Source organism: Colwellia maritima, from assembly GCF_022669015.1.
Classification (GTDB): Bacteria; Pseudomonadota; Gammaproteobacteria; order Enterobacterales; family Alteromonadaceae; genus Colwellia; species Colwellia maritima.
Map to the genome: position 1 here is coordinate 158878 of NZ_JAKKSL010000003.1, position 12590 is coordinate 171467.

15 protein-coding genes are annotated in these 12590 nt (G+C 35.4%); 5 read left to right on the plus strand and 10 right to left on the minus strand.

The features are described 5' to 3' along the window. Positions 1-167: 167 nt before the first annotated feature. From L3081_RS16590 to L3081_RS16625, 8 genes are all read right to left on the minus strand, one after another. Positions 168-938 (minus strand): glucosaminidase domain-containing protein, encoded by a 771-nt coding sequence (locus tag L3081_RS16590; protein ID WP_242287179.1) that lies wholly within the window; start codon positions 936-938, stop codon positions 168-170. Positions 939-1010: 72 nt separating this feature from the next. Beyond that, positions 1011-2252, minus strand: a complete 1242-nt coding sequence (locus L3081_RS16595) for a DEAD/DEAH box helicase (protein ID WP_242287180.1) — start codon at positions 2250-2252, stop codon at positions 1011-1013. An 88-nt stretch (positions 2253-2340) separates the two neighbouring features. Then, positions 2341-2799 (minus strand): YehS family protein, encoded by a 459-nt coding sequence (locus tag L3081_RS16600; protein WP_242287181.1) that lies wholly within the window; start codon positions 2797-2799, stop codon positions 2341-2343. A gap of 140 nt (positions 2800-2939) precedes the next feature. Further along, on the minus strand, positions 2940-4211 hold the full coding sequence (locus L3081_RS16605; RefSeq protein ID WP_242287182.1) for an O-acetylhomoserine aminocarboxypropyltransferase/cysteine synthase family protein: 1272 nt from the start codon (positions 4209-4211) through the stop codon (positions 2940-2942). Between the two features lie 143 nt (positions 4212-4354). Then, positions 4355-5047, minus strand: a complete 693-nt coding sequence (locus L3081_RS16610) for a glutathione S-transferase (RefSeq protein ID WP_242287183.1) — start codon at positions 5045-5047, stop codon at positions 4355-4357. Positions 5048-5195: 148 nt separating this feature from the next. After that, the gene (locus L3081_RS16615; RefSeq protein WP_242287184.1) at positions 5196-5582 is read right to left on the minus strand and encodes a PEP-CTERM sorting domain-containing protein; all 387 of its coding nucleotides are present in this window, start codon (positions 5580-5582) and stop codon (positions 5196-5198) included. After that, positions 5555-5794 carry a hypothetical protein gene (locus tag L3081_RS16620; protein WP_242287185.1) on the minus strand — a complete coding sequence of 80 codons (240 nt, stop codon included), beginning with the start codon at positions 5792-5794 and terminating at the stop codon, positions 5555-5557. Before L3081_RS16620 ends, L3081_RS16615 begins: the two co-directional genes overlap by 28 nt. Positions 5795-5974: 180 nt before the next feature. Continuing rightward, positions 5975-7441, minus strand: coding sequence for a sulfatase-like hydrolase/transferase (locus L3081_RS16625; protein ID WP_242287186.1), 1467 nt, complete (start codon positions 7439-7441; stop codon positions 5975-5977). A 367-nt stretch (positions 7442-7808) separates the two neighbouring features. On the opposite strand from L3081_RS16625, the gene L3081_RS16630 reads away from it, so the two are divergent. After that, the gene (locus L3081_RS16630) at positions 7809-8351 is read left to right on the plus strand and encodes a TrmH family RNA methyltransferase (RefSeq protein WP_242287187.1); all 543 of its coding nucleotides are present in this window, start codon (positions 7809-7811) and stop codon (positions 8349-8351) included. Between the two features lie 2 nt (positions 8352-8353). Here the strand turns inward: L3081_RS16630 and L3081_RS16635 are convergent, their stop codons facing one another. Continuing rightward, positions 8354-8965, minus strand: coding sequence for a 3'-5' exonuclease (locus tag L3081_RS16635; protein WP_242287188.1), 612 nt, complete (start codon positions 8963-8965; stop codon positions 8354-8356). Between the two features lie 385 nt (positions 8966-9350). On the opposite strand from L3081_RS16635, the gene L3081_RS16640 reads away from it, so the two are divergent. Together L3081_RS16640 and L3081_RS16645 are read left to right on the plus strand one after the other, a co-directional pair. Further along, a complete protein-coding gene (locus L3081_RS16640) occupies positions 9351-10115 on the plus strand; it encodes a hypothetical protein (RefSeq protein WP_242287189.1) in 765 nt (254 codons plus the stop codon). Positions 10116-10118: 3 nt separating this feature from the next. Beyond that, positions 10119-10550, plus strand: a complete 432-nt coding sequence (locus L3081_RS16645; RefSeq protein ID WP_242287190.1) for a GNAT family N-acetyltransferase — start codon at positions 10119-10121, stop codon at positions 10548-10550. A 204-nt stretch (positions 10551-10754) separates the two neighbouring features. Here the strand turns inward: L3081_RS16645 and L3081_RS16650 are convergent, their stop codons facing one another. Continuing rightward, positions 10755-11279 carry a Crp/Fnr family transcriptional regulator gene (locus tag L3081_RS16650; RefSeq protein WP_242287191.1) on the minus strand — a complete coding sequence of 175 codons (525 nt, stop codon included), beginning with the start codon at positions 11277-11279 and terminating at the stop codon, positions 10755-10757. Between the two features lie 86 nt (positions 11280-11365). Between L3081_RS16650 and L3081_RS16655 the strand changes: the two genes are divergently transcribed. Both L3081_RS16655 and L3081_RS16660 read left to right on the plus strand, forming a co-directional pair. Next, positions 11366-12112: an SDR family NAD(P)-dependent oxidoreductase gene (locus L3081_RS16655; RefSeq protein WP_242287192.1), complete on the plus strand. Its 747-nt coding sequence runs from the start codon at positions 11366-11368 to the stop codon at positions 12110-12112. 76 nt (positions 12113-12188) lie between these two features. After that, positions 12189-12581, plus strand: a complete 393-nt coding sequence (locus L3081_RS16660) for a DUF2141 domain-containing protein (protein ID WP_242287193.1) — start codon at positions 12189-12191, stop codon at positions 12579-12581. Positions 12582-12590 lie beyond the last annotated feature (9 nt).

Consider the following 12590-nt stretch of genomic DNA (forward strand, 5'->3'; position numbering starts at 1 on the left):
TGCGTATAAGTGACATAATCATAGCGTTAATTCTTTTTTATAAAGTGTGTTTAAAAGCGTTTTTTATCTGTGCCATTTGATTCAAAAATCAAAGAAAATCAAATTTGGTGGCGAAGTTTACCACAAAATATAACGTTAAGCTTATAGCAATACAAATACCAAACTGACTAATTGTTATTAATATTTTGATCGTATTTATTCAATGCATTAAATTTGATCATCGCTCGTATTTCTTCTATGTATTCTTCTCCCCGTTGGGAGTATTTAATTAGCCCTGAGGCTAAAACCGTACCGGTAATAGGCTGATTGTTTTTCCTACGTTGTGCGCGAATGTCACGTAAATGTTGATAAGCAGGGTGGCTATTTAAATTATTCATGTAGCTTTCAAGCGAGGCAATTGGTGTCTCAAAAGCAGCCACTTCATGTACTTCGCCTGCGCTTCGTTGCTTAGGTACAAAGCCACACCCCGTTTTATAACACCATTGGCCAAAGTAATTATTAGCGACTTTCGCAAACCTTGAGGTTCCCCAAGCACTTTCGTTAGCCGCTTGCGCTAAAACCAATGAAGGAGGAAGCACATCAACCTTTTTAAGTAATTTTTGCCACGATTTTTGATCATCAATAGCAAAGTTTTTTACTCGGTATGTGATAACTAAATCCGCAAGTTTACGTTCATCCCACCAACCAATATTCTCTTTATTTTCATGCCAAGATAGAAGCTGTTTTCGTGTATTTGCTATTGATTGATTATTTTCATCAATCAGGGGAGAAAAATAACTAAAAAAAGCCATTTTCCTTTCTTTGCCTGCTTCAAAATCTGAAAAGTTTGGCGTACTTGGTTGAGTAGGAAAACGTAAAATAATGCCGACAATAATACCGATAATTATGATGACAACGAACAGAATGCGTAAAGGCTTGCTTTGAAATTGTTTTTTCATCGTGTTCCTCTCGCAACCTACTCGTTAGCCTAATATTGACTTAGTTATTATAGCTAATAGTTGAGTTTTTCATTAACGTCGTGTTTTTTCGGTAGATTTATTTTCGGATCTTTTATTTTTAGGCACATAATTCAAAATTGAAATAGGTACCACTTTTTTAACATCGAAACCATCAAACTCTTTTCGCAAAATAACGTGCCCTAAGCGACTTTCAATGGCACATAAATTTCTAAAATTGTCTTTAGAAACAAAAGACACAGCTTCTCCCGAAGCGCCTGCACGCCCTGTTCTACCAATTCTATGTATATAATCATCAACCTGATCGGGCAAATCATAATTGACGACACGCTCAAGCGCACCAATATCAAGTCCTCGCGCAGCAATGCCAGTAGCGACTAAGAAATTGATCTTTCCTGATTTGAAATCATTCAATATTTGTTCACGATTTACTTGTGTTCTGCCACTATGAATAGCTTCTGCTTTTATGTTACGTTTTTCAAGCTGACTCACCAGTTTGGCCGCGCCATGTTTGGTTTCGATAAAAATCAATGCGCGTTGCCAGTGTAACGTTTTGATTAAATGGCTCAACAATGCCGACTTATTGCCCTTGTCTACTGTCACTAGCCATTGTTCTATTTTAGGTGCTGAATCAAGATGTTGTGCAAGTGATATTTCTACTGGGTTGTTAATTGTTCTTTTTGCTAATGCACGTACATCATCTGAAATAGTAGCCGAGAATAATAAATTTTGACGAACCTGCGGCAAACGCTCAATAATTTTATTAATATCATCAATAAACCCCATATCAAGCATTCTGTCAGCTTCATCTAGTACTAATATCTCAAGTTCATCAAAATGTAAGGCACGCTGATGAGCCATGTCTAAAAGCCTACCAGGAGTGGCAACAAGTATATCAATTCCCCATATTAAACGTTGTTTTTGTTGTGCAGCATCTACACCACCATACATTGCCATTGAGGAAAGAGATAAATGATTACCGTATTGAGTAATACTAGCCTCAACCTGAACAGCTAACTCACGCGTAGGTACTAGAATAAGCGCGCGTATACGCTTACCTCGCAGTTTTCTACCTACATGTGTTTCAGCGTTTTTTTCTTCTGTGCTTAGTTGCGCTAAAAGTGGTAAAACAAAGCTCGCCGTTTTACCTGTACCGGTTTGAGCTGCAGCAATTAAATCTTTACCTGATAACACCACAGGAATTGCTTTTTTTTGAATTTCTGTCGGTTTCTCGTAACCTAAATCTGTTACGGCGTTTAGAATGGATTGAGGTAACCCAAGGGTTGAAAATGACATGTAAATCTCAGATAAATAAGTGCTTAATAAAAAGCGACCGTCAATATCCGGCCGCATATACAGTCCAGTCGCATACAAAAATTACAGACTATTGTTGAGATTGTAATTTTAAACCTTTTAAAAAAGTAGAAAGCACGTCATCACTACAATCACGATAGTGTTTATGATTCACATTTCTAAAAAAAGCACTGAGTTCATATTTTCCTAGGCTTAAACCGCCCAACTCAAGAATAGCGGTTACATCATCGGCTTTTAACGCAAAGGCTATTTTTAATTTATTGAAAATAGCATTATTGCTTAGCTGTTGTTCTGCTTGACGTTGAGGGCCGTCATTTTGCCCTCTTTTTTCTATAATCAAACCGTTTAAAAAACTGGCTAACTGAACATCAGCTAATACTTGATATTCTGCATCATCTTTTTCTTTAAAAAAGTCAGTTAACTGCTCTGCAGTAATTTCGCATTGCCCTAACGCAAACACGTTCAGTATATTGTCGTTATTAAAGTTTAAAATCGTACTGATACGACGAAGAAGGTCATTATTTATCATTAAATTGCCTAATTTTATATAACATGAGTTATAAAGTATGAGAGTGTAATAGCGCTGAAATTGCCCATAGTATAACGGCTATCCACCTATAAGCGCTATCACATTCACCATACAAGCAATTTTAATGTTAATAAACGCTGTTATGCTTTCTCTAATGCTTGTTCAATATCAGCAATAATATCGTCTATATGTTCAATGCCTACTGAAATTCTAACTAAGTCTTCAGAAACACCCGCCGATTTCAGTTCCTCTGGGTTTAATTGTCTGTGTGTTGTTGACGCCGGATGACAAGCAAGCGATTTAGCATCACCTATGTTTACTAAGCGTAGTATCATTTCTAGGGCATCAATAAACCGTCCACCCGCTTCACTACCACCTTTAATACCAAAACTTAAAATACCAGAAGCTTGACCATTGGTCATTTTTTGACAAAGTGCATTATAAGGGCTGTCAGGCAACGCTGCATAATTAACTTGACTGACTTTTTCATGGGCTTTAAGGTATTTAGCAACTTTTAATGCGTTTTCGCAATGACGCTCCATGCGTAAACATAAGGTTTCTAACCCTTGCATGATCAAAAATGAACTGTGTGGCGATAATGCGGCACCAGTATTTCGAAGTGGTACAACACGACAGCGACCAATGTAGGCGGCTGCCCCTAGTGCTTCGGTATACACAACATCGTGATATGACGGATCAGGTTCATTTAACATAGGAAATCTATTTTTGTTTGCTACCCAGTCAAATTTTCCTGAATCAACAATGATGCCGCCAATAGTTGTACCATGGCCGCCAATGTACTTAGTTAGTGAGTGAACAACAATATCTGCACCGTGTTCAAAAGGACGACATAAAGCAGGACTCGCCACAGTATTATCAACAATTAAAGGTACGCCATGTTTATGCGCGATTTTTGCTAATCCTGCTAAATCAATAATATTACCCGTCGGGTTACCAATAGATTCACAAAATACAGCCTTGGTATTTTCGTCAATTAACTGATCAAATGATGCTAAATCATCACCTGAAGCAAATTTTACTGTTACGCCTTGTCTTGGCAATGTGTGGGCAAATAAATTATAGGTACCACCATAAAGTTGACTTGTACTAACAATATTGTCGCCGGCAGCTGTAATAGCCTGAATTGCGTACGTAATAGCTGACATACCAGAAGCAACAGCTAAACCAAAGAATCCCCCTTCCATTTCAGAAACTCGTTGTTCTAACACATCCGTGGTTGGGTTCATTATCCGCGTATAAATATTACCAGGAACTTTTAAATCAAATAAATCCGCACCATGTTGAGTATTATCAAAAGTATAAGAAGTTGTTTGATAAATAGGCGTTGTAGCTGCCTTTGTAGTGGCTTCTGAGTCGTATCCGTGGTGCAGTGCTAAAGAGGCTAATTTCATAAAAGTTCCTAATTGATGTTAAGTTAAGTAGCTGCCATTAACTTAACCTAATGGCTCAGTATTTTAAATAAAAATATCATCACTATTTACTATTTACTATTTACTATAATTTATACCAATGATATTCATTCCATAACGTACCATCATCCCAGAATGATCCTGTCATTAGCTTCTAACCACAAAGGGTACTTAGTCATTACTTTTGAAAACATAGGGCTTTGTAAATAGTTATTTAACCATTGTCGAAGATTTGGGTAAGGTGCTTGTAAATACCATTGGCGTTCAACACGAGCAAATTGTCGAATAAAGGGGAGTAAGGCGATATCCACCAAACTTTCTTCATTAGACATAATATAAGTATGTTGTTGCAAGCGTTTTTCAATAGTTTGAATATGAGCTTCACAGGCTTGTCTATACTCAAGCAAATTATCTTCATGATAACGTTTAGCACATTTATATTTTTCTAAATCGGTTTTAAATTCAGTATCAAAGGTAGCAATACTACTTAACATATTTTGCAACGACTCACCGTTAGGCATTGAGCTTTGACCTAAAAGGTTATCGGGATCATTTGTCTGCAATGCCCAAAGCATGATATCTAAACTTTCATCAATAACCTTTAACGTTTCACTCCCCTTCTCGCTCTCAAACACTAAAATAGGTACAGTGCCTTTTGGTGAGGCAATGAGCATCGCTTGCGGTTTATTACTTAACACAACATCGCGTAATTCAACTTGCTGTTTCGATTTAAATATCGCTAACCGTGCCCGCATGGCATAAGGACAATTTCTAAGCGAATAAAGAATAGGATATATTGTGTTTTTTGGGATTAACATGATGAATATAATGAATTTAATGAATTTAAAGTAAAAACATCTTAAACATAGTTCAGGTTACATGCTAACGTTTTTTCCTTTCCACTAAAAATAAAAAAACACCAATCATTACAATTGGTGTTTTATAGAATGCCTACGTAAACTTCTATTAAGATCGTTTTTTAACACTTCTTATGATTAACCCAATAAAGCCTAGAGCAAATATCGCTAGTGAAGACGGTTCAGGTACGCTAGTAGTGAGCTTACTACCAAAGGCTTGAAACTCACCAATTGACAAACCAAAGTCACCTCCTGTTACTTTTATACGTAAGTATCTTGCCTGTACAGTAGAGAAATCAATGGCTGCTATATATTCATTATGCAGGGTATCAGTTGAAAATGTATCCATGCCCCAGGTAATTTCACCATCGCTACGGTTAATGGTGAATAAATTCGACCAAGATACTGAGTCAAGGGACCATGTCACTTCATAATCATCATTATTATCTACAGAGACTAAAACATCATTTATATTATATAACTCGCCAAAATCCAACGTAAATGTTGGCGCGAATGCACTATCCCACCAAACGTTTGTATTAGCACTCCATACGCTTGATTCAGTCGAATAATACCATCATTAATTAATGCTACATCATTGTTAAAGCCACCTGTTGAAGTTATGGCACTTGGAGTGATTAATGTTGCATTACTAGTACTCGGTAACATTGAGATTAAGGCAATAATAATAAATACTAATTTCTTCAATTCATTCTCCTCATTTTTATAAATAACCTGAGCTCGGCTTAATAAATTTTATTTCTTTTAAACGATAAGTTATCTGCAAGCTATTATTATGCCAAAAACAATTAACCATTGTATTTCATGAAGTTACAATAAAACTCAGATTAAATAAAAAATAACTGTAAAAAAATTAGACATAATTTGCTAAAGGCTTTTAGCCTGTATTTGAATATCATTCAGTATTCTATATGTATCCATCCTTTTCATAGCTTTTCCTTCGTATTCACGCAGTAATTGCCACTTTGGTCGTGCTAATGTTAGCTCCCAGTTAAATAAGGATTTATACATATTTCTAACCTTTTTGGGGTATTTAAGGGCTAAGTCAATCATTTCAGATGGATCGTCTTCAATATTATAAAGTTCAATTGGTCGGTCAGGAAAACGAAGTAGCTTCCAATCGCCATCACGTATTGCTCCTCTATTTTCTTTTTTCCAATAAAGTGTTTGATGTGGGCGTTCTTTACTGGTTTGATTGAGGTAAGGCATTAAATCTTTTCCATCAATATTTTTCAAGTGGCCAGTATTTCCTTGTGCTGCACTATAAAATGTTGGCAATAAATCTAACGTGCTTACAGGAAAGTTATACGTTGAATTCGATTTTATATGCCCAGGCCGGCGTATTAGCATAGGAACACGTATCCCTCCTTCAAGGTGGTTAGCTTTTGTACCACTTAACGGTGAATTAACTGAACCGTTAGTATCTGAAGGCCCACCATTATCATTCGTAAAAACAACCAAGGTATTTTCTGCAATACCTGATTCCTCAAGCTTTTTCAATACTCTACCAATAGCACGATCCATTGAAATGGTTAGCGCTGCCGCAGCTTTACGTTTACCTGTTAATTCTGGAAATAAGGCTAAATCTTCTGGTTTTGCTTCCATTGGAGTATGTACAGCGTTAAAAGATAAGAAAATAAAAAAAGGGGAGTGATTCGCTTTATCAATCGTTGCTATTGCCTCATCAGCAAATGCATCGGTTAGGTAAACTGGTGATTCTTCAAATTGTTCAAAATCGCGTTCTAATCCATTCTCTGGACGGTCTAATGGATTATTTTCATCATATTCAAAATAGCTTCTAGCCCCTCCTCTAAAACCATAAAACGAATCAAAGCCGCGCTTTAATGGATGAAATTCATCTGCATTACCTTGATGCCATTTTCCAATAATAGTGGTTGTATAACCTAGTTCTTTTAAATAATCCGCTATAGTTACCTCTTCAATTGCAAGCCCCATTTTATCGCCCGTTGTTCCATTCTTACTCATATAGCCCGGCACATTATTTTCTTCAAAACCAAAACGCTGTTGATAACGTCCTGTTAATATACCTGCACGTGAAGGCCCACAAACCGCTGCTGAAACATAGGCTTGTTTAAACATCATACTCTGTTCAGCTAGGTCATCTAAATGAGGAGTTTTCATAATTTTACTACCATGAAAACCAAAATCAGCATAGCCGGCATCATCTGATAAAATAAATAATATATTGGGTTTTTCACTACCTTTGCTTTGATTTGCTGAAACAGTTTGGCTACCACCCAACAACTGAATTAATATAATAGAAACAGTCAATAAGCTCTTGCGACTGAAATGCTTTTTAATAGGTAATACCATTGCAACGGTCCAAATGAAAATTGTTAACAATAGACTATACTAGAAATATACAGATGAAAAGTGTAATTTGTCGATAGATAAAATTACTTGTTATAATTATAAACAAAGAATCGTTGAAATATGAAAGCAAAACCCGCCATTTCACACCTATTCTACTTATAAACTTGTTATGATAATAAGCGATAGTGCAACATTCTTGATGTAATTGTTGTGACCAATAAAAACAGCTAAGTTAGCAAAAAAACAAGTGTAAAAACACTTTATTAGCATTGATATTCACTTGATAAAGCTGCACAATCCACCGCTTATTTGTAACGTCGATTTTTACAGAAACTCGTTGCTAGCATAAGTTATAAGAGTAAAAATAATGCATTCAAAAATACAACTCAGTAAAGAAGCGCTTAGAGAAACTAAACCAAGCCGCGATGAATACTTAGCACAGCCTAAAATCCCGTTGGTTATTGTTTTAGACAATGTCACCAATAGTTACAACATTGGTTCATTTATTCGTTTAGCCGATGCTTTTGCTATTGAGAAGATTATTGCTTGTGGTCAGCTAACGATATCAGATAAAAAACTGAAAAAAGCTTCTAGAAATGAAGCTAAATGGGTATGTGTTGAATACAGTGATAGCACTACAGCAAGCTTACAAAGCTTACTAAAACAAGATTATACCATTTACAGCGTTGAATTATGCCAAACGTCTGTTGATTACAATGAGGTAACTTACCCGCCTAAGTGTGTGCTTGTGTTAGGTAACGAGCGTAAAGGTGTTAGCGAAGCTGCATTACAACTAAGCCATCAACAAATACACATACCAATGTTTGGCATGGGTAACTCATTGAATGTTTCAACCGCAGGTGCCATTGTGTTAGCTGAATGTGCTAACCAAATGAGAAAAAACGCTTAAATTTATGCACAATTAGCTAAAAATTTAGGGATATTCGCTTTAGTCGTTTTAGCTAATTTTTGTACTAAGGAAAAAGGCACATCATCGATATCAGCCCGTTCAACAATATCATTAAGCATAGCTAGCCAAAGTTTTGCCGTCATTTCAGAATCGTACAATGCCCTATGAAAGCTACCGTTTGAAGCAATGCCTTTATAATTGATCAATGTCCCTAATTTATGATTAGGTGCCGCTTGATATAATCGCCGAGATAATAATAAAGAACAGGCAAACTGACCATCGTAATCCATTGATATGCGACTCAGTTCACTGTCTAAAAAACGTTTATCAAATGACGCATTATGTGCCACAAGATTTTGCCCTTGAATAAAATCAGCAAAGCGCGCCATCACTTCGCCACATGGCGCCGCTTTACTTAGCATGCTATTCGTAATACCAGTATAATCTTCGATAAAATAACTAACACGACAACCTGGATTCATCAACTCTTGAAAACGGTCAGTTATCACACCATCAACCAGTTTTACCGCCCCAATTTCAATGGCTCTATCACCATTATCAGGTGAAAGCCCTGTTGTTTCAAAATCAAGTATTATCAGTGAATTAGCGTTCATATTAAGCCATTATTAAAGCAAGTAATAGATAAGTAGAAATCAATACAATTTCATTAACGCAGAGTTTACCTTAATTAATTCTCTCTGTAGCGAATTTTTATTAATTATTCCCATTCAGTTAATGATAAATTCAAGTCATGTATTTCTCCTCTCAAATAGCAAAGGTGGCTAAGGTGTAATAACTGAACTATATTAAATATTGTTGTGTTATTTTTATAATATTTAATGCATTTTTTATTGGCTAAAGAGATAAACAATAAGTAAAAAATCTAACTAAACATATGAGGGAACGTAAATGTTTTTACAAGCACGGACATTATGTAGATTTTCATCTATATCACCCCGCACTGGGCCTATTCTAAACTTCACTCCACGTAGAAGTATAATGACATATGCTGAATCAAGGTTTGATTCGATTGCAATGACACCTATAGAGTTTGATTCACGAAATCCTGTACTACGAACAACTTATTGCTCGAGCCTAGAATTTCAAAAACTAAATCCGAGTATAAATATAGATATAGTTCAAGAATGCCCAATAACAGGGGTTTTACTTGGTGAAATGCCCGACAACTCACTTATGGCTTTTAGTGTCGATGTTTCGAGCGCTGATAAAATTATGAGTGCGGCAAAAATGGGAGCATCAAAACTAAATTGTAGATTGGAGGATATCGTCGATTATGTGGCAGTAAAAAATTTAAATAAAGACAGTAATCACATCAAAGACAATTCTGAGTTGTATTTTGAATTATTTGATTCCCTAGTTGAAATTCAAAATTTGGTACCTAATTCAATACAGAAAGTAAAAATATATTCCCATGAACGTAATCCAAAATTGCCTTGGGAAGCATTCCTTCCTCAACTCGACGATAGAGGGATCACATACTCGACGAGTGTCTATAAAAACAGAATAAAAAGTTATGATAATGAATCAAGACAATATACAAATGATGAGGAAAGATTGAAGAAAGAAAGCATAACTCTACCACATACTGGTGTAATAACACTGGATTTTGGTCAACAATCCTTTTTACAACAAACAAATCCCAAATGGATTCCTAACAGACCAACTCAGCTCATAAAGCCGAATATTGATAATAATTTTCATGATTTAATATTGCCAGAAAACTCGAAATCCCCAGAGGAATAGTAAATGAATATTCCTCTTTTCCCCTTTAGAACAGAGCTATATCTTAGACCGTTTTGTAAATTTGATGTAGATATACTTAAAGAAAGTGGCCTAGATGAAGGGGAACCACATAAAAACTCTCGAACAGATTCCAAGTTTCTTTACTACGTTGTTCTAGCGACTAACGACTTGCCTATCGGATTTGTATCATTTGACGACAAAGAGTTTACAATCAGCTATAGAATTACTGAAAAGTTCCAAAATCTCGGATGGGGAACTAAAGCAGTATATATGTTGGTAGTATTGATCTTTGCTACTTACGGAGAAACAATATTGTTTGCTGATATCTACCGAGACAATCTAGCGTCAAGGCGAGTTGTAGAGAAAATTGGATTTAACTTTTGGGAATTAAGACAATGCGGTGCCATGTGCCTGCGTTATCGCCTACAAATATAAATTGGATTGTATGTACCATTCCATAGGTTCAATTTTGGTAGGGCTTGCAATACCTTTTACTGGTATTTGGACTCTAACGTTGTTGTGTACAATTGCATTAATAATACTTAAAAGAAAAGAAGTGTTAAATTAATTATTTATCAATATAATCATTTGTAAAAATTAACATAAATAATTGTTTAAAAAGATAAATAGTTACATCCCTTACTTTAGTTGGTTATTTTTTATACGGCTGAGAGCTACTGGAGTGATACCTAAATAACGAGCTATATCATTCTGTGTAACAAATTCAGTAATATTAGGTGTCTGAGAAAGTAGCGCGTTATAACGCTGTTCAGCATTCAAACATAACAATTCATATTCTCGTTGTTCTTTTTTCATAGAAAATAGCAATAAAAAATTAATCACCGCCTGCGCGGTATTTATATCTTCAGCAGCAGTTGATATTATTTTTGCATAAGGAATCTTTATTGTTTGGGTTTCTTGTAAGCATAACAAGCTAAAACTACAAGTCCCTCCCTGTAAGGCTCTAATACTGGCAATACTATCACCAGGAAATAAAAAAGATTTTATATATTCTTTACCGTCTACAGAGTTGTAATATGCTTTTAAAAGTCCTGACGTAATTATATAAAGGTATTGGTTTTCATCTCCTTGACTAAAAATACATGACTTTTTTTTATAACATTGACTAATGCCATATTCTTTGGCTAATTTCGAAATGTCCATCTATATTCACTTTTTTAACCTAGGTTAACGATCTATGTAATTGACTCATTTAGTATTCAACACAATATACATTTATGAGGTATCACATGAAATTAATAAACAAAAAAATAGTCCTTACAGGAGGGACTTCAGGAATAGGTTTAAAGTTAGTGGAGATGCTCTACCCAGAAAATACACTTTATATCATTGCTCGAAATGAAGATAAAATCAACAAACTACAAAACAAATATCCTAACATCATCGCTTTAAAAGCTGACTTAACTAAGCTTTATGAAGTAGAAGCGGTAGCAAAAAATTTGTGCTCACAAACCAGTAACATCGATGTACTCATTAACAATGCTGCTATTCAATATACACCAAGTTTTAGTGACAATAATTTCACCTTAGATTCCATTAATGATGAAATTTCCGTTAACTTAACGTCCTTATGTAGCCTTTGTTATTTATTACTGCCTTTATTGAATAACTCGAACTCAACGGTTAGTAAAAAAACCGCGATCCTCAATGTTAATTCAGGTCTTGCCTTAGCACCGAAGAAAAGTTCGGCTATTTATTGTGCAACAAAAAGTGCGGTTGATAGTTTTTCAAAAAGTTTAAGGCTTCAATTAGAAAATACTGGAATAGAGGTTTTACAAGCTTTCTTACCTGTCGTTGATACACCCATGACCTACGGTAGGGGTAAAAAAAAGATGAGTATTGAAGATGCCTGTAACGCTATTTTGAAAGGTTTAGAAAAAGGCATTGCCAATCACGATATTGGCAAGGTGAAATTACTACGCATATTACAACGCTTATTCCCTGCTGTAGCAAGTAATATAATGAGGGGATATTAATATGCCCCTTTATTTAATGAAAGAACCCGCTATATTCAATCGATTATTTTTTATCATATTTCTAGGCTTAATTCTAATGAACACATCAAAAGTAATGGCTCAAGAAGTCATTATACAAGTCGATAATATCGACACGTCAAAACCAGGTAATGTTTTAGTAATGCTGTATAGCGATAAAGGTTTTCCTAAAGACCATCAACAAGCCTTAGAGATTAAATCGTTTCCTGCAACTCAACATAGCTATTTAGTTAACTTTCTGTCTGTACCTGACACATTCGCGATTAAAATTTTACATGACGAAGATGAAAACGGTGAAGTGACTAAGAATTGGACAGGTATACTTCCTGCTGAAGGTTTAGGTTTTTCTAATGGCGCAAAGCTATTCCTTGGTCCTCCAAGCTTTAAAAGTGCCAAACTTGACCTTTCAAACGTTATTCAGCCAATTAAAATTAACATAATTTACCCTTAAGGAGTTATA